Source organism: Streptomyces sp. enrichment culture, from assembly GCF_964273145.1.
Lineage (GTDB): Bacteria > Actinomycetota > Actinomycetes > Streptomycetales > Streptomycetaceae > Streptomyces.
This window is the reverse complement of sequence record NZ_OZ186873.1, coordinates 5,851,780-5,869,085: the sequence shown is the minus strand read 5'-3', so window position 1 is coordinate 5,869,085 and position 17,306 is coordinate 5,851,780. Positions and strand designations below refer to the sequence as shown.

General features: G+C 72.3%; 16 protein-coding genes and 1 riboswitch. Of the genes, 1 reads left to right on the top strand and 15 read right to left on the bottom strand.

The features are described from left to right. Positions 1–22: 22 nt before the first annotated feature. Together ACSU6Z_RS26020 and ACSU6Z_RS26015 are read right to left on the bottom strand one after the other, a co-directional pair. Positions 23–808 carry an SGNH/GDSL hydrolase family protein gene (locus tag ACSU6Z_RS26020; protein WP_437050494.1) on the bottom strand — a complete coding sequence of 262 codons (786 nt, stop codon included), beginning with the start codon at positions 806–808 and terminating at the stop codon, positions 23–25. Between the two features lie 226 nt (positions 809–1,034). Beyond that, positions 1,035–2,006 carry a M23 family metallopeptidase gene (locus ACSU6Z_RS26015; protein ID WP_437049228.1) on the bottom strand — a complete coding sequence of 324 codons (972 nt, stop codon included), beginning with the start codon at positions 2,004–2,006 and terminating at the stop codon, positions 1,035–1,037. A 4-nt stretch (positions 2,007–2,010) separates the two neighbouring features. Beyond that, a riboswitch (cyclic di-AMP (ydaO/yuaA leader) is annotated at positions 2,011–2,168 on the bottom strand. Positions 2,169–2,668: 500 nt separating this feature from the next. Between ACSU6Z_RS26015 and ACSU6Z_RS26010 the strand changes: the two genes are divergently transcribed. Continuing rightward, positions 2,669–3,466 carry a tyrosine-protein phosphatase gene (locus tag ACSU6Z_RS26010; RefSeq protein ID WP_437049226.1) on the top strand — a complete coding sequence of 266 codons (798 nt, stop codon included), beginning with the start codon at positions 2,669–2,671 and terminating at the stop codon, positions 3,464–3,466. A gap of 15 nt (positions 3,467–3,481) precedes the next feature. Here the strand turns inward: ACSU6Z_RS26010 and ACSU6Z_RS26005 are convergent, their stop codons facing one another. The 13 genes from ACSU6Z_RS26005 to hpnC all read right to left on the bottom strand — a co-directional run bounded on the left by ACSU6Z_RS26005 (position 3,482) and on the right by hpnC (position 17,170). Further along, a complete protein-coding gene (locus ACSU6Z_RS26005; protein ID WP_437049225.1) occupies positions 3,482–3,601 on the bottom strand; it encodes a DUF6126 family protein in 120 nt (39 codons plus the stop codon). After that, positions 3,598–4,218, bottom strand: a complete 621-nt coding sequence (locus ACSU6Z_RS26000) for a helix-turn-helix domain-containing protein (protein WP_437049223.1) — start codon at positions 4,216–4,218, stop codon at positions 3,598–3,600. Before ACSU6Z_RS26000 ends, ACSU6Z_RS26005 begins: the two co-directional genes overlap by 4 nt. Positions 4,219–4,321: 103 nt before the next feature. Next, positions 4,322–5,707, bottom strand: a complete 1,386-nt coding sequence (locus ACSU6Z_RS25995) for an aspartate aminotransferase family protein (RefSeq protein ID WP_437049221.1) — start codon at positions 5,705–5,707, stop codon at positions 4,322–4,324. Continuing rightward, positions 5,708–7,627, bottom strand: coding sequence for a 1-deoxy-D-xylulose-5-phosphate synthase (gene dxs, locus ACSU6Z_RS25990; protein WP_437049220.1), 1,920 nt, complete (start codon positions 7,625–7,627; stop codon positions 5,708–5,710). 26 nt (positions 7,628–7,653) lie between these two features. After that, entirely contained in the window at positions 7,654–8,811 is a 1,158-nt protein-coding gene (ispG, locus tag ACSU6Z_RS25985) for a flavodoxin-dependent (E)-4-hydroxy-3-methylbut-2-enyl-diphosphate synthase (protein ID WP_437049219.1), read from the bottom strand. 4 nt (positions 8,812–8,815) lie between these two features. After that, positions 8,816–9,838 (bottom strand): adenosyl-hopene transferase HpnH, encoded by a 1,023-nt coding sequence (gene hpnH / locus ACSU6Z_RS25980; RefSeq protein WP_437049217.1) that lies wholly within the window; start codon positions 9,836–9,838, stop codon positions 8,816–8,818. Positions 9,839–9,843: 5 nt separating this feature from the next. Further along, positions 9,844–10,485, bottom strand: coding sequence for a phosphorylase family protein (locus tag ACSU6Z_RS25975; protein WP_437049215.1), 642 nt, complete (start codon positions 10,483–10,485; stop codon positions 9,844–9,846). After that, entirely contained in the window at positions 10,485–12,512 is a 2,028-nt protein-coding gene (gene shc, locus ACSU6Z_RS25970; RefSeq protein WP_437049213.1) for a squalene--hopene cyclase, read from the bottom strand. Before shc ends, ACSU6Z_RS25975 begins: the two co-directional genes overlap by 1 nt. A 114-nt stretch (positions 12,513–12,626) precedes the next feature. Then, positions 12,627–13,682: a polyprenyl synthetase family protein gene (locus ACSU6Z_RS25965; protein WP_437050493.1), complete on the bottom strand. Its 1,056-nt coding sequence runs from the start codon at positions 13,680–13,682 to the stop codon at positions 12,627–12,629. Between the two features lie 68 nt (positions 13,683–13,750). After that, a complete protein-coding gene (gene hpnE, locus ACSU6Z_RS25960; RefSeq protein WP_437049211.1) occupies positions 13,751–15,184 on the bottom strand; it encodes a hydroxysqualene dehydroxylase HpnE in 1,434 nt (477 codons plus the stop codon). Beyond that, positions 15,181–15,321: a DUF6380 family protein gene (locus tag ACSU6Z_RS25955; RefSeq protein WP_437049209.1), complete on the bottom strand. Its 141-nt coding sequence runs from the start codon at positions 15,319–15,321 to the stop codon at positions 15,181–15,183. The genes hpnE and ACSU6Z_RS25955 overlap by 4 nt, the downstream gene beginning before the upstream one ends. Continuing rightward, complete coding sequence (gene hpnD / locus ACSU6Z_RS25950; protein WP_437049207.1) at positions 15,321–16,271, bottom strand: presqualene diphosphate synthase HpnD; 951 nt, start codon at positions 16,269–16,271, stop codon at positions 15,321–15,323. The genes ACSU6Z_RS25955 and hpnD overlap by 1 nt, the downstream gene beginning before the upstream one ends. After that, positions 16,268–17,170 carry a squalene synthase HpnC gene (gene hpnC / locus ACSU6Z_RS25945; RefSeq protein ID WP_437049206.1) on the bottom strand — a complete coding sequence of 301 codons (903 nt, stop codon included), beginning with the start codon at positions 17,168–17,170 and terminating at the stop codon, positions 16,268–16,270. Before hpnC ends, hpnD begins: the two co-directional genes overlap by 4 nt. Between the last annotated feature and the right edge of the window lie 136 nt (positions 17,171–17,306).

The window sequence follows — 17,306 nt, the reverse complement described above, 5'->3', positions numbered from 1 at the left end:
GGGGCCAGGTCCGCCCGCTCCCTCACGCCACCGCCGCGATCCGCATCCGGATGTCCTCCGGTGAGAGGGTCCCCTTGGGCGTCACGTGGTCGCCCGACGACTGGCCGCGCAGCCGGCGCCCGATCCACGGCACCAGGTACTCGCGGGCCCACTGGACGTCGTCCCGCCGGACCTCGAAGGTGCCGCGCGGCGGCAGCGGCGGCCAGGGCTGTTCCGGGTCCGCGGGCACCGGGAGGCCGAGCACCTGGCCGGCGCGCAGCGCCACGCGCGTGTGCCCCTCGGGCGACAGGTGCAGCCGGTCGGCGTCCCAGGCCCGGCGGTCCTGCACGCTGCGGAGCGACCACAGGTCGAGCACCGGGCAGCCGTACCGGTCGGCGATGGCCCGCACGTGCCCGTTGTAGGTGGCGATCTTGCCGCGCAGGTGTTTGAGCACGGGCACCCCGCGGGTGTCGAAGCCGGTCGTCACCATCACGGTGCCGGCCGCGGCGCTCAGCTCGGCGACCGCCCGCTCGAACCGCTCGGCCACCTCGTCCGGGTCGGTGCCGGGGCGGATGATGTCGTTGCCGCCCGCGCAGAACGAGACCAGGTCCGGGGCCAGCTCGACGGCCCGGGGCACCTGGTCCGCCACGATCTGGTCGAGCAGTTTGCCGCGCACGGCGAGGTTCGTGTAGCTGAAGTCGCCTTCGGGCCGGCGGTCGGCGAGCAGGACGGCGAACCGGTCGGCCCAGCCGACGAATCTCCCGTCGGGCCCGGGGTCGCCGACGCCCTCGGTGAAGCTGTCCCCCACCGCCACGTACGACCCGATCACTGATCTGCTGTCACTCTTCGAATCGTCTGCCACATCCGCCCATCATTCACCTTGGAATGTGACCTACGCGACCGTAGGAAGGGGTTGACGGACGGTGAGATAAGCCACGTCCGAGGCGTTCGCCCGTCCCGGAACGCGGCGGCGGCGCCGGCGGACGCCGGACAACGCCGAAGGCCGGCCCCGGGGTTCGGGGTCCGGCCTTCGGTGTGCGCGAGGGACGCGGGGGTCAGACGGAGACGCCGTGCGAGCGCAGGTAGGCGATCGGGTCTATGTCGGAGCCGTAGTCCGGCGTGGTGCGGATCTCGAAGTGCAGGTGCGGGCCGGTCACGTTGCCGGTCGCGCCCGACAGGCCGATCTGCTGGCCGGCGGTGACGCTCTGGCCGGCGGAGACGGAGATCGAGGACAGGTGGGCGTACTGGGCGTAGTGGCCGTCGGCCAGCTTGATGACGACCTGGTTGCCGTACGCGCCGCCCCAGCCGGCGGAGACGACGGTGCCCGCGCCCACGGCCTTCAGGGAGGTGCCGGTCGGGACGACGAAGTCCGTACCGGTGTGGTAACCGCTGGACCACATGCTGCCCGACTGGTGGTACGGCGTACCGAGGGTGCCGCCCGGCACGGGGGACACGAAACCGCCGGAAGCGTCGGCGGTGCCGGCGGACTGGGCGGTCGCGTCCCCGGAGGAGGACTGCTTCGCGGGGGCGTCCGACGACGGCTCCTGCGACGGCGCGGCCGACTTCGACGGCACGGCCTGCTTCGACGGCGCGGCCGGCTTCGCGGAGGAGTCGGCCGAGGAGGACGAGGTGGCGGCGCTCGCCTCGGCCTTGCCGCCGATGACGAGCTTCAGACCGGGGTGGATGAGCGACGGGTCGGCACCGACGGCCTCGCGGTTGTCGGCGTAGAGCTTCTTCCAGCCGCCGCTGACGTTCTGCTCGTCGGCGATCTTCGACAGGTAGTCGCCGCTCTTCACGGTGTACGTCCGGCTGTCCGCGTTCTTCCCGGCGCTCTTTTCGGCGGCGCTGCCCTGAGCCGCCGGAAGGGACTGGACGGCCTTTTCGGAGACCGGCTGCGCGGGAGCGGCGTGAGCGCCTGCGGCCCCCATGAGCGGGAGGGCGAGCGCCGCGCCACCGGTTCCGGCGAAGGCGATGGTACGGGCGAAAAGCTGGGCCTTGGGCCGGCGATGCTTACCCTTCGCGGGCATGACGAATTCCTCTCCGGCGCCTACGAGGTGAGCTGTCGGGTGCGGGCTGGAGATGCCCGGCCGCACGGGAGTGCGGCTTTACCCCAAGCCTTTCCGGAGACCGGAACAGGCGGTTGTACCTGTGGGTCCCCCGCTCCTGCCGTGTACGGGTGGTGGGTGGGTGCGGCTCCGGACGGCGGCAGGATTCGGCGTCCGCCCGGATCGATGGTGAACGTAAGCGACCAGGACGCACAGGGACAAGCGAGAGGTTGCCGGGGCGGGTGTTCCACTTGATCCTTTAAAGGAAAGTGCTGTCACTCTGCGTCTATTCCGAGACGGCCGCGTTGGGCAAAAACCTTGAAGAGCGCGTGAATTACGTGAGCATGACGGGCGACGCACGGTCACGGATATGACGCTCCTCACGGGCAGGCGCCTCAGGTCCTCTTACTCCAGAGCGAGTTGGAAGGAAAGCGCCAATTCGGGCATCCAGATCAAAACTCTTGATACGGATATAAGATCCCGAGTTTCTGCCGTCGCCTGGGGTGGTGCGCCCCGGCGGCAGGGGTGTGCGGACGCCCCTGTCATGCCCGTGAACAACTCATTGCCCCGGACAAGGGATGCCGTATCGTCAGAAGGGTGTCCGCCGCGCGCAGCGCCGGTGGGACGGAGTGGGAGGAGCCCTCGTGACGCAGCAGGTCCCGTCGACCGAACCCGAGCTGGCCGGAGTGCGCAACTTCCGCGATGTGGGCGGACTGCCGACGGTGGACGGGCGCCGGGTGCGGTACGGAGTGCTCTTCCGCAGCGGTCACCTCGCGCACGCCACCGAGGACGACGCCGCCTTCCTCTCCTCCCTGGGCCTGCACACGATCTTCGACTTCCGCAACGCGGCCGACCAGCGGCTGGAGGGCCCGGACGTCACACTGCCCGGCGTGCGCAACGTGAACCTGCCGCTGTCCGACCCGGCCGACGGCGCCGAGTTCTGGAAGATGGTCCGCGACGGCGACCTCGACCAGCTGCGCGAGATCCTCGCGGACGGCAAGGGCGCGCGGCGGATGGTCGACTCGTACCGCACGATCATCAAGGAGCGCACGGCGGAGCACTCCCGGGTGCTGCACGCGCTCGCCGAGGACAGCGTCCCCGCCCTCATGCACTGCGCGGCCGGCAAGGACCGCGCGGGCCTGTCGGTGGCGGTGACACTGCTCGCCCTCGGCGTCGAGCGCGAGGCGATCGTGGAGGACTACCTGAAGTCGAACGCCAAGCACCGCCGCTACAAGGTGCGCCGCAGCGGCACGTCGGCCTCGGCCTACTCCCCCGAGGTCATGGATCTGCTCAGCCCGCTGTTCGACGCGCGCGCCGAGTACCTGGCGGCCGCCTTCGACACGATCGAGGAGACGTGGGGCGATGTGGACACCTACCTGGCGCGGGGACTGGAGCTCGCCCCGCGGACCCGGGAGCGGCTGCGCGAGCGCCTGCTCGACTGAGGCCGACGACGGCCGCTACTTGGCGCCGACCTCGAACAGCAGGTAGATGAAGGCCGCGAAGACGTGCCCGACGGCGATGTAGACGATGAGCCGTACCCACAGGCCGCGCGGGAACTTCTCTTCCATGTCCTTCATGACGTCTCTCCGGGGTTCGGGCCCAGGCACAGGGCGGCCGTGGGGCTCTGCAGCAGGGTGTGGACGAACAGCAGCTCGACCCCGTCGGCGTCCTGGGCGGCGATCCGGTGCGGGGTGAGCGAGTCGAAATGGGCGCTGTCGCCGGGTCCGAGCCGGTGCGTGGCGTCCCCGAGGCGCAGCCGCAGCCGCCCGCCGAGGACGTACAGCCACTCCTCACCGGGGTGCACGCGCACGATGTCGCCCTGGGAGCCGTGGGGCACGTGGACGCGCAGGGCCTGCATGCCCCGGCCGGACGCCCCGGCCTGCCAGTACGTCCAGCCGCCCGCGACCGTCGGCTCCATGGCGGCGGCGCGGACGACGGCGTCCCGGTCCGCGACCGTCTCGCCGAGCAGCTCGGAGACGGTCGTGGCGTAGATCCGGGCGAGGGCGAGCAGCATCGGCAGGGAGGGCTGGCGCTGCCCGGTCTCCAGACGGGACAGGTGCGCGGGCGACAGCCCGGCGGCGCGGGCCGCGGCCTCCAGGGTGAGGCCGGCGCGCCGCCGCAGGGCTCGCAGCTGCGGCGCGACGACGGCCACCGGCTCGGCGGGACCGGCCGGCCCGGACGCGGAAGGGCTCATGCCTCCATTGAGCCGAAATCTTGCCCGTAAGGCAATTTTCTTGCCCCTCAGGCAAACCCCGCCGGGGGTCCTGCGGACCCGGAGGTCCCGGGGCCGCCCTGGCTCAGCGGCCCGCCACCGCCTGCTTGACCAATGTCCTCCCGAAGTCCCACAGTAGACCGCCGCCCTCGTGGGCGTCGTCCATGACCTCGGTGAAGGCCTCGACGAACCGGTCCGCCTCCCGCTCACCGATGATCAGCGGCGGGATCAGTTTGATCACCTCCAGGTGGTCGCCGGAGACCTGGGTGAGGATCCGGTGCCGTTGCAGCAGCGGGACGACCACCATCTGTGCGAACAGGCCCTTGCGGGCGGCCTGCAGCATGGTCCAGCGGCTGCGCAGCTTCAGCGACCGGGGCCGGCCGAACTCGATGCCGATCATCAGGCCCCGGCCGCGGACATCGGCGAGCAGCTCGTACTTGTCGACGAGGGCGGCCAGCCGGGACCTGAGCAGCTCCCCGGTGGCGGCTGCGTTGGCGACGATCCGCTCGTCGTCCATGACGGACAGCACGGCGAGTCCGGCCGCCATGGCCTGCGCGTTGGACCCGAAGCTCGCCGAGTGGACCAGCACCCGGTCCATCGACGAGTAGACCTTCTTGAAGATCCAGTCCTTGCCGAGCGTGGCTCCCACCGGCACATAACCGCCGGACAGCGCCTTGGCCACGCACACCAGGTCCGGTTCGACGCCGTCCTCGTGCTGGTAGGCGTAGAAGCGGCCGGTGCGGCCCAGGCCCGTCTGCACCTCGTCGGCGATGAGCAGTGCCTTGTGCCGGTGCAGCAGCTCCTGCGCGGCGCGCAGGTAGCCGGGCGGGGCCTCGTACACGCCCTTGCCCTGGACCGGCTCGACGATCAGGGCGGCGACGTCGCCCCTCCTCAGCTCCCTCTCCAGCGCGTCGAGGTCACCGAGCGGGACGGCCGTGTCGGGCAGCAGCGGGGCGAAGCCGTCACGGAAGCCGGACTCGCCGTTGACGGACAGGGAGCCGGTGGTCAGGCCGTGGAAGGCGTGCTCGCAGTACAGCACCCTCGGCTTCCCGGTCGCGTACCGGGCGAACTTCAGCGCGCCCTCGACGGCCTCCGTACCGCTGTTGCCGAAGAACACGCGGTCCAGGTGCGGGCTGTACGACAGCAGCTTCTCGGCCAGCAGTCCGGGCAGCGGCTGGCAGTCGAAGCGGGTGAGGTCGGCGAGGGAGGCGTCAAGGACGTCGTGCAGCGCCTTGCGGACGACGGGATGGTGGCGGCCCAGGCCCATCACCCCGAACCCGGCCAGCATGTCCAGGTAGTCGTTGCCGTCCGCGTCCCAGAAGTACGCGCCCTGCGCACGCTCGTAGACCTTGTCGAAGCCGATGGTGTGCAGCATGCGCGGGAGCTGGTGGTTCAGGTACCTCGTGTGCAGCTCGTAGCGTTCGGCTCCGCGCTCGGCCAGGAGCGTGCCGAGGTCGAACTCCGTGGTCATTCAGTTCTCTCCTTGAACGGGCGGGACGGTCCGCCGGTCCTGTGCCCGCCGTTCGCCGGCGGCCAGGCTCGCGCTGATCCGTCCGGCCACCTCGACGGGGGTGAGACCGATGTCGGCGAGCACCTCGGCGCGCTTGGCGTGCGCGGGGAACTGCTCCGGGGTGCCGAACCGCCGTACCGGTACGTCGACGTCGGCGTCGCCCAGCGCCAGCGCCACCGCCGATCCCACGCCGGCCGCGCGGCTGTTGTCCTCCACGACCGCGACCAGCCGGTGCCGGGCGGCCAGGGGCGGCAGCGCCGGGTCGACGGGCTTGACCCAGCGCGGGTCGACGACGGTGCACCCGATGCCGCGGGCCTCCAGCAGGTCGGCGGCGCGCAGGCAGACCGGCGCCATCACGCCGACGGCCACGAGCAGTACCTCCGGCCGGTCCGCCGCGTGCAGGACGTCCAGTCCGCCGATCCGGTCCACCGCCGGGATCTCCGGCCCGGCGGACCCCTTCGGGAAGCGCAGCAGGGTGGGGGCGTCGCCGACGGCGACGGCCTCGCGCAGCTGGGCGCGCAGCTGGCCGGCGTCGCGGGGCGCGGCGATGCGCAGCCCGGGGACGACCTGGAGGATCGACAGGTCCCACACGCCGTTGTGCGAGGGGCCGTCGGCGCCGGTGACGCCGGCCCGGTCCAGCACGAAGGTCACGCCGCAGCGGTGCAGCGCCACGTCCATCAGGAGCTGGTCGAAGGCGCGGTTGAGAAAGGTCGCGTAGAGGGCGACGACGGGGTGCAGGCCGCCGGTGGCCAGTCCGGCGGCGGAGACGGCCGCGTGCTGCTCGGCGATGCCGACGTCCCAGACCCGGTCGGGGAACCGCTCGGCGAAGGCGCCCAGGCCCACCGGGTGCAGCATGGCCGCCGTGATCGCCACCACGTCCTCGCGCTCCTCGCCGATCCGCACCATCTCCTCGCCGAACACCGAGGTCCACGACGGCCCGCCGCAGGGGGTGCGCGGCTCGCAGGTGCGCGGATCCATCGCGCCGACGGTGTGGAAGCGGTCCTCCTCGTGGGCGAGGGCGGGTCCGTAGCCGTGGCCCTTCTCGGTCAGGCAGTGGACCAGCACCGGCCCGTGGAAGCGCTTCGCGCGCCGCAGCGCCGACTCGACGGCGCCGATGTCGTGGCCGTCGACCGGACCGACGTACTTCAGCCCCAGGTCCTCGAACAGGCCCTGCGGCGCGAAGGCGTCCTTGAACCCCTTCTTCGCGCCGTGCAGGGCCTCGTAGACGGGGGTGCCGACGACGGGGGTGCGCCGGAGCACGTCCTTGCCCCAGGCCAGCACCTTCTCGTAGCCGTCGGTGGTGCGCAGGGTGGCCAGGTGGTTGGCGAGGCCTCCTATGGTCGGCGCGTAGGAGCGCTCGTTGTCGTTGACGACGATGATCAGCGGCCGGTCCCGGGCCGCGGCGATGTTGTTCAGCGCCTCCCAGGCCATGCCGCCGGTGAGCGCGCCGTCGCCGACGACGGCGACGACATGGCCGCTCTCCCCCCGCACCCGGCGTGCCTTGGCGAGGCCGTCGGCCCAGCCGAGGGCGGTCGAGGCGTGGCTGTTCTCGATGACGTCGTGCTCGGACTCCTCCCGTGACGGATAGCCGGACAGGCCGCCCTTGCCGCGTAGTTTGGAGAAGTCCTGGCGCCCGGTCAGGAGTTTGTGGACGTAACTCTGGTGACCGGTGTCCCACAGGATGCGGTCGTCCGGTGAGTCGAAGACCCGGTGCAAGGCGACGGTGAGTTCCACCACCCCCAGGTTGGGTCCCAGGTGGCCGCCGGTCCTGGCGACCGCCTGCACCAGGAACTCGCGTATCTCGCCGGACAGTTCACCGAGTTCCGCCTCGGACAGCGCCTTCAGGTCGTGTGGTCCCCGGATGCTCCGCAGAATCGTCACGCTCGGCCCCCTTCGGTCCGTGCCGGTCAGCTCACGGTGACGGCCGGATCCCCCGGCCCGACGCCGTCCTTCTCCATCTGCTCGGCGATCTTCATGGCCTCTTCGATCAGGGTTTCCACGATCTTGGACTCGGGGACGGTCCTGACGACCTCGCCCTTGACGAAGATCTGCCCCTTGCCGTTGCCGGAGGCGACGCCGAGGTCGGCCTCGCGGGCCTCGCCCGGCCCGTTGACGACACAGCCCATCACCGCCACCCGCAGCGGCACCTCCATCCCCGTCAGACCGGCGGTGACCTCCTCGGCCAGCTTGTAGACGTCGACCTGGGCGCGGCCGCAGGAGGGGCAGGAGACGATCTCCAGGCCGCGCCGGCGCAGGCCCAGGGACTGCAGGATCTGCAGGCCGACCTTGACCTCCTCCACCGGCGGGGCCGACAGCGAGACGCGGATGGTGTCGCCGATGCCCTGGGAGAGCAGCGCGCCGAAGGCGACGGCCGACTTGATGGTGCCCTGGAAGGCCGGACCGGCCTCGGTCACCCCCAGGTGCAGGGGGTAGTCGCACTGGGCGGCGAGCTGGCGGTAGGCCTCGATCATCACGACCGGGTCGTTGTGCTTGACGGAGATCTTGATGTCGCGGAAGTCGTGCTCCTCGAAGAGGGAGGCCTCCCACAGCGCGGACTCCACCAGCGCCTCGGGGGTGGCCTTGCCGTACTTCTGCAGCAGCCGCTTGTCCAGGGAGCCCGCGTTCACGCCGATGCGGATGGGGGTGCCGTGGTCCCTGGCCGCCTTGGCGATCTCCTTGACCTGGTCGTCGAACTTCTTGATGTTGCCCGGGTTCACCCGCACCGCCGCGCATCCCGCCTCGATGGCGGCGAAGACGTACTTGGGCTGGAAGTGGATGTCCGCGATGACCGGGATCTGTGACTTCCTCGCGATGACCGCCAGCGCGTCGGCGTCGTCCTGCGTGGGGCAGGCGACCCGGACGATCTGGCAGCCCGAGGCGGTCAGCTCCGCGATCTGCTGGAGCGTGGCGCCGATGTCGGAGGTGCGGGTCGTCGTCATGGACTGCACCGAGACGGGCGCGTCCCCGCCCACCGCCACGGATCCGACCTGGATCCGCCGGCTCCTCCGGCGCTCGGCGACCGGCCGGGGCGGTACCCCCGGGGCACCCAGAGGAACGGCCGTCACGGCGTCAGCCCCGGTTCCCGGAGACGGTCTCGCGCATGGCGCGCAGGGACTCCTTCAGGGAACCCATGGTGGCCAGCACGGCGGTGGGCTCGTAGCCGCAGTGCGCCATGCAGTTGGCGCAGCGCGGGTCCTTGCCGCGGCCGTACTTGTCCCAGTCCGTCTTCTCGATCAGCTCCCGGTAGGTCGGCACGTACCCGTCGCTCATCAGGTAGCAGGGGCGCTGCCAGCCGAAGAGGGAGTAGTTCGGGATCGCCCACGCGGTGCAGGGGAAGTCGACCTTGCCCTCCAGGAAGTCGAGGAACAGCGGCGAGTGGTTGAGCCGCCAGCGACGCCGGTTGCCGCCCGCGAAGGCCTTCCTGAACAGTTCACGGGTCTGCTCCACGCCGAGGAAGTGCTCCTGGTCGGGCGCCTTCTCGTAGGCGTAGGCGGGCGAGATCATCATCTCGTCGACCCGGAGGTCGTCGTTGAGGTAGTTCAGCACCTCGACGACGGTCTGCGGGGTGTCGGTGTTGAAGAAGGTCGAGTTGGTGGTGACCCGGAAACCGCGCCGCTTGGCCTCCTTGATCGCCGCCACGGCCTCGTCGAACACGCCCTCCTTGGCGACGGACTCGTCGTGCCGCTCGCGCAGTCCGTCGATGTGCACCGCGAAGGCGAAGTAGGGGGAGGGCTCGAACTTGTCCATCTTCTTGCGCAGCAGCATCGCGTTGGTGCACAGGAAGACGTACTTCCGCTTGGCCGTCAACTGCCGCACGATCTCGTCGATCTGGGGGTGCATCAAAGGCTCGCCGCCGGCGATGGACACCATCGGCGCACCGGATTCCAGGACCGCTCCCACGGCCTGGGCGACGGGCATGCGCTGTTTGAGCACCCCGGCCGGGTGCTGGATCTTGCCGCAGCCCTCGCACTTCAGGTTGCACGCGAAGAGCGGTTCCAACTCGACGATGAGCGGAAACTTGTCCCGCCGGCGGAGCTTCTGTTCGGCCAAGTATGTAGCGACCTTGATGGACTGGCGCAGCGGCATGGCCATCTGGCTCACCTCCTGGGGAGCAACACGTTGCGGTGCCATTCGAGGAAAACAGGCAGTACGGAACGAAGGACACGGAAGGCCGATATTCCACCGCGCACCGTGCCGATTCTGACCAGTTCGTGTTCGGGAGCGTCCACGACCACCCGGACGGCCGCAACCGGGCGCTCCCCCGCCCGCACGGCGCTCAGGAGCGTGGCCGCCGACTCCATGTCGGCGGCGATCGCACCGGTGGCGCGCAGAGCGGACCGCTCCGGGCCGCGGACCACGTGGTCGGATCCGGCGAGCGGCCCGGTGTGGACGGTGCGCCCGGCCAGGACGCGCCCGAGCTCCTTGACGAGCAGGTCGGTCCCGTCGCACGGCACGCTGCCGCGCGGGTCGCGGGTCTCCTCGGCGACGACCAAGTCCCCGGGGTGCATTCCGGGGGCCAGGCCCGCGCAGAAACCCGTAGCCAGCACGGCGGCGCCGGCGAGCGCCGGGTCGGCCAGGACCCGGGTGACGGAGCGCTCGGCCGCCACCGGCCCCATGCCCGTGCGCAGGACGGTGACGGGCCCGCCGGCGCCGCCGTGGTCACCGGCGCGCAGGGCGAGGTGCTCGATGCCGAGCGCGCAGGCGACCAGCAGCGGTGCCGGGGCGGGCCGGGCGCTCATCAGCTTCCCTTCGCCTCGGCGAGGGGCTGGCTCGCTGCGGACTTCCTCAGGACGGCGGGTTCTCCGTTCACGTACCGGCCGAGCGCGGTGAGGGGGAACACCTGCCGGTAGAGGTGGTAGTTGATGGAGAAGTCCCAGGGGAAGCCGGTTCCGGTGAAGTACGGCTCGTCCCAGGAGCCGTCCTCCCGCTGGGTGGCGGCGAGCCACTCGACGCCGCGTTCGACGGACCTGGAGTCCCGCTCCCCCGCCGCGAGCAGGGCCATCAGCGCCCAGGCCGTCTGGGAGGCGGTGGAGGCGCCCCGGCCGCTCCACTCCCTGACGTCCCGGTAGGACCGCAGGTCCTCGCCCCAGCCGCCGTCGTCGTTCTGGACCGACTCCAGCCAGGCCACCGCCCGGCGGATCGCCGGGTGCGAGCCGGGGATGCCGGCCGCGACCAGGGCGGGGACGACCGACCCGGTGCCGTAGACGTAGTTGACGCCCCAGCGCCCGAACCACGAGCCGTCCGGCTCCTGCTCGGCCAGCAGCCACTCGACGCCGCGCCGGGTGCGCGGGTCGTGGGCCAGGCCCTCGAGGGCGAGCATCTCCACGACGTGCGCGGTGACGTCGGCGGACGGCGGGTCGATGACCTCGCCGAAGTCGCAGAAGGGCAGCCGGTTGGGGAAGGGGCTGGTGTTGTCGGCGTCGAAGGCGCCCCAGGCGCCGTTCCTCGACTGCATCCCGAGGTTCCAGCGCACCCCGCGCTCGATGGCCTTCTCCACCCGCTCCGGATCGTGGTGCTCGACGCGGCGCAGGGCGAGGACGACTTCGGCGGTGTCGTCGGTGTCGGGGTAGTTGTCGTTGTGGAACTCGAACGCCCAGCCCCCGGGCGGGAGTCCGGGCCTGCGCACCGACCAGTCGCCGGGGCGCACGATCTGCTCGCCGAGCATCCAGTCCGCGGCCTTCACCAGTTGGGGATGGTCGGCGGGCAGGCCGGCGTCGGCCAGGGCGATGGTCGCCAGGCAGGTGTCCCACACCGGGGACTGGCACGCCTCGATCATCCGGGCTCCGTCCTCGCGCCAGACCGCGAAACGGTCCAGCGACTCCAGACCGGCCCGCATCACCGGGTGCTGGAGGTCGTAGCCGAGCAGGTACAGCGCGATGACCGAGTACACGGCCGGGGGCTGGATGCCGCCCCAGCAGCCGTCGTTCTCCTGCCGTTCGATGATCCAGCGGGCGGCGGTGTTCATGGCGGCCTTGCGCAGCCGGCGCGGGGCCACTTTGCGCAGGACGTGCAGCGCCTTGTCGATCCGCTGGAAGGTGCCGTCCCAACTGGCGGCGGGGGCCAGGGGCCTGGGCGGACTCGGGTGCGCCGGGTCGGTGTGCAGCTCGTCGAGCGGGAACGGCGCCGGGCGCACCGGCCGCTTCGCCGAGACGATGGTGAGCGGTACGATCGTCTGCCTGGCCCAGCAGCCGAAGTCGTAGATGTTGAGCGGCATCCACGTCGGGAGGTAGACGATCTCCGGCGGGAGCTCGGGCAGGTCCTCCCACTTCCACCAGCCGAACAGGGCGAGCCAGATCCGGGTGAAGACGCGGGAGGCGGCGATGCCCCCCTGCCCGCGGACCCAGGCGGCGGCCCTCGCCATGTGGGGGGCGTCGGGCGCGTCTCCGGCCAGGCGGAGGGCGACGTACGCCTCGATGGTGGTGGACAGGTCGCCGGGGCCCTTGTAGAAGGTGGCCCAGGTGCCGTCCTCGCGCTGCTCGCCGCGGATGAAGAGGGCGGCGGCGCGGGCGGTGTCCTCGTCGAGGATGCCGAGGAACCGGCGGAGCATCAGGTCCTCGGCGTCCATCGTGACGTTCGTCTCGAGGTCGCCCTTCCACCAGCCCTGGGCGTCCTGCCGGGCGAGCAGGAAGTCGGTGGCGCGCCGCATGGCGCGGGCGGCGGCTTCCCGTACCCCGGCCGCCGCGGGGACGGTGCTGTCGGTTTCGCTGGCCGCGGCAGCGCGGGGCGACAGGGTGGCCCCGGTGCTTCCGTCGGTCGTCGCTGTCATGGCTTCCCCTTCGTGCAGTGTGCTGATGCGTCTGCTGTGGGTCCGCCGTCGGCCGGTGACGTCCGATCACGTCACCGGCCGGCGACTACGCGAGGCGTATTCGGCCGATAATGATCATCTCTTTCGTACGACGACGAAGTCGGCGAGCGCCGTGAAACGGGCCCGCACGGCGTCGGGCATGTCGACGGCGTCGAGCGCTTCGATGGCGATGGTGTGCTGGCGGCGTGCCTCCTCGGCGGTCCACTCGCGGCCGCCGGCCTCCTCCACGAGGGCGGCTCGGGCCGCGAACTCCTCCTCGGAGAAGTTCTCGAAGTCGCTGCTCTTGGCGTCGGCGGCGAGGATCTCGCCGAGCCGCTCGGAGGCGGGGCCGCCCGCCGCGAGCGCGGCGACGACCGGCAGGGACTTCTTGCGCTGGCGCAGGTCGCTCCAGGTCTGCTTGCCGGTGGCCTCCGGGTCGCCCCAGATGCCGAGGAGGTCGTCGACGGCCTGGAAGGCCAGGCCGAGGTGGTAACCGTACGTCTCCAGCGCGTCGGCGGCGGTGTCGTCGGCGCCGCCGAGGACCGCGCCGATGGAGCTGGCGCAGGCCAGCAGGGCGCCGGTCTTGTTGCCCTCCATCTCCAGGCACTCCTCGACGCTGACGCGGTCGCGGTGCTCGTAGGCGATGTCCTGCGCCTGGCCGTCGATCAGGGCGCGGCTGGCGGTGGCCAGGCGGCGGGCGGCCCGGCCCGCCTCCACCGTCCCGAGCTCCAGCAGGATCTCGTTGGCCAGGGCGAACAGGGCGTCGCCGACCAGGATGGCCTGGGCGGGACCGTGCACCTTCCACACGGTGTCGCGGTGGCGGCGCTGCTCGTCACCGTCCATCAGGTCGTCGTGCAGCAGCGAAAAGTTGTGCACCAGTTCCACGGCGACGGCACCGGGGACGCCCGTCTCGGGTGCGGCGCCGGTCACCTCGGCGGAGAGCACCGCGAGGGCGGGGCGGACGGCCTTGCCTCCGTCGCCGTCCGCCGGGTTGCCCTCGGCGTCGATCCAGCCGAAGTGGTAGGCGGCGACGGTGTCCGTGGGAGGCGCCAAGCGGTCGACGGCCGCCCGCAGTACCGGTGTGGCCAAGGTCCGGCCGCGCTCCAGGAGCGCGGTCACGTCCACCGCGTCAGCCGTCGGGGCCGGGGGCACAGTGGGCACAGTTTCTCCTCTGCTTGCGGTACCGCGGGTGCGGCGGTCGGTGGCGCGCGGATCGGTCTTCATGCCGCCTCCTCGAAGAAGCCGGGGAGGCGATCGCGGGACCGGCCCAGGGCGCCGAGCGCGGCGCCCGCCGCGCCGACGCCGCTGCGGACCGCACTCTCCATGGTCGCGGGCCACCCGGTGGCGGTCCACGCCCCGGCCAGGTAGAGGCCGGGTGCCTTGGTGCGGGCGCCGGGCCTGAGGCGTCCGACGCCGGGGGTGGGAGCGAAGGTCGCGGTGCGCTCCCTGGTCACGAAGAAGTCCTTCACCGCGGCGCCCCGCGCACGCGGCAGCAGCCGCTCCAGTTCGGGCAGGTACCGCTCGCGCAGCACGGCCACGGGGGCGTCGATCTCCTCCTGCGCGGCCGACTGCGAGACGGCCAGGTACTGGCCCTCGGTCAGCCCGGACGCCTCGGTCCGGTCGAACACCCACTGCAGGGGGGTGCCGAGCGCCGTGAGGAACGGCACGCCGAGAACCTTGCGGTCGTAGACGACGTGGAGGTTGAGGATCGGCGCGGTGCCGATTTCCAGCAGTTTCCCGGGGTCGTCCAGGGCGCCGGCGGGCAGCAGGCCGTGCGCCTCGCGCTGCGGTACGGCGAGCACGACGGTGTCCGCCCGGAGCGTCTCGCCGGGCACCCGGACGGCCCAGCCGCCGTCGCCGTCGGGGGAGACGGCGGTGACGCGGGTACGGGTCCCGGTGCGGACGCCGGCGCGGAGGAGCGCCTCGCGGGCCAGCCGGTCGTGCAGTTCGCCCAGCGGGACGCGGGCCCAGCCGATGTCGGCCGCGCCCGGGTCGGACAGCAGGCCGGTCTTGAACACCATCGCGGCGAGCCCCAGGGAGGTGTCGCCCGCGGCCGCGTTGAGGGTGGCGACCCCGATCAGGTCCCACAGGGCCTCGACGGCGCGCGCCGACTGGCCGTGCGCGGTCAGCCAGCTGCCGAAGTCCTGTGCGTCCAGGGCCGGATCGGCGGGGTCGAGCCCTTGGAGCGCGAGCGCGGCGCGGCCCGCCCTGGCGCGGTCGGCGAGCGACAGGTGCGGGTACGTGGCGAGGCTGCGCCCCAGGTGCAGGGGTACGGGCAGCGCGTCGCGCCGCAGTCTGCCCAGCCGCCGTCCCTCGGGCCGGTCCAGGTCGACGACGGGCACGTCGAGGCGGTCCTGCAGCGGTGCCAGCGCCGCGCCCCCGACGCGGTCGAGGAACCAGCGGTAGGCGGTGCAGCAGCGCAGGTACACGTGCTGGCCGTTGTCGACGGTCAGGCCGCCGCGCCGGAAGGAGAAGGCGAGCCCGCCCAGCCGCGGGCGGCCTTCGAGCAGGGTGACGCGCACCCCGGCGTCGGCGAGGGTGAGCGCCGCGGTGATGCCGGCGAGGCCGCCGCCGACCACGACGGCGTGCCGTGCGGAGCGGGTTGCCGGATCCGCCGGCGGTCCAGCGGGAACCGTGTCGTCGTGATGGCTCATCGTGCGGTCTCCCCTGTGCGGCGGTCGCGCCGCTCGGACGGTGCACGACCGACCGTCTCAGTCCAGGACGCCACGCGCCACCGGTGGGTTGCCCGCCGTCTCCCCTCGCCGGCCTCCTCCTGCACGGGTGTGCCCATCAGGCGCGCCTCCTGACGGGCCGCCGGGTCACGTGCCGGGTGTCCAGGCCGGACAGGCCGCGCACGGCGACGTACGCCTTCTCGTGGCCCGGGAGCGAGACACGGCCCCGCAGTACGGCGTGCGGGTCGCGTTCGATGCGGTCCAGCAGCCGGCGGTAGATGCCGGCCATGGCGGCGACGCAGGCCCCGCTGCGGCGGTCGAGCAGCGGGAGCAGCCGGTAGCCCTCGGCGAAGAGGGCGCGGGCCCGTCGCACCTCGAAGTGGACCAGGCCCGCGAAGTCGGAGCCCTCCGGTGGTGTCGGCCCGGCGAAGCCGTCCGCGCACCCGAACTTGGCGAGGTCGTCGGCGGGCAGGTACGTGCGCCCGCCCTCGGCGTCCTCGCGGACGTCCCGCAGGATGTTGGTGAGCTGGAGCGCGAGTCCGAGCGTGTCGGCGTACTCGGGCGCGCGCTCGGCGCCGTGCGCCCCCGGTTCGGTGCCGAACACACCGAGGGAGAGCCGCCCGATGGCGCCGGCCACGCAGCGGCAGTAGACCTTCAGGTCGTCCCAGGTCTCGTAGGTCTCGCCGCGGACGTCCATCAGGACGCCGTCGATCAGCTCGTCCAGGCCCTCCAGCGGGATAGGGAACCGCCCGGCGGCGTGGGCCAGGGCGACCGCGACCGGGTCGGTGTCGTCCTCGGCGACGGCGCCCTCCCGGATCCGGGTGAGCAGCGCGCGGGTCTCCTCCAGCCGGGCGGCCTTCACGTCGTCCCCGAGGGCGCCGTCGCCGATGTCGTCGACGCGGCGCGAGAACGCGTACAGCGCCGACATCGCGCGGCGCTTGGGCGTGGGCAGCAGCCTGATGCCGTAGGCGAAGTTGCGGGCCTGCTGCCCGGTGACGGCCTCGCAGTAGCGGTAGGCGGCGAGTACCGGCGCGGACACGTGCGGTGGCGACTCCACGGTCCGGATCACCCCTCTCCTCGCAGGGTCGGGCCCACCTCGCGCAGCAATCGGACCTTGCCGGGTCTGGGCGGGCCGGGGAGTACGTCGTAGTCGGCGGCGGCGATCGCCCGGAGGGCCGCCCTCCCCCCCGCCACGAATCCTGCGAGCAGCAGTCTCAGCCTGCCCTGGACGCTACCCACCAGGGGGGCGCCGTCATGCAGCAGGTCGCGGGCGCGTTGCGCCTCGTACGCGACCAGCGCGCGCACCGACGCGCCGGCGGTGGGCAGGGCGAGGTCCGCCTCCCGGACGTGGAAGCGCTTCATGTCCTCGGCGGGCAGGTAGACGCGGTCGCGGGCGAGGTCCTCGGCGACGTCCTGGAGGTGCTCGACGATCTGCAGCGCGGTGCAGATCGCGTCGGAGCGGCGGATCCGTTCGGGCGTCGAGGTGCCGGTGACGGCGAGGACCAGGCGGCCGACCGGGTTGGCGGACAGTTCGCAGTAGGCGAGGAGGTCGTCGTACGTCTCGTACCGCTTGACCAGCTGGTCCTGGCGGTTCGCGGCGATCAGGCCGAGGAAGGGCCCGGGCGTCAGCGAGCGGCGGCGGACCGTCGGCTGGAGACGGCGCAGGAGGGGGTGGAACGGGGTGGCGTCAAAAACACGGCGCAGGTCGGCCTCGAGGGCGTCGAGCAGGGCGAGCCGGTCCTCGGCCGCCTCCCCCGCGACGCCGAGGAGGCGGGCGTCGGCACCGCCGGGGGCCAGATCGCCGTCGCCGATGTCGTCGACGAGACGGGCGAAGCCGTACACGGCCATGAGGTCCTCGCGCCAGGCCCGGGGCAGGAAGAAGGGGGCCACGGGGAAGTTCTCGCCCGCGGCCTTGTCGAGTGTGCCGCGCACCGGGTCGGCGGCGCGCGCCGTGCCGGTGGCCGTCACCGCCGGCTGCCCGGGGCGGGGACGGCACGCGCTCCGCGGAGCCGGGGAGTTTCCGTAGCCATTGCCGTCACATCTCCCGTTCTACACTGCCGACCCAATACACACTATTTCGGACACGCCGCCCGGCCGCCCACGC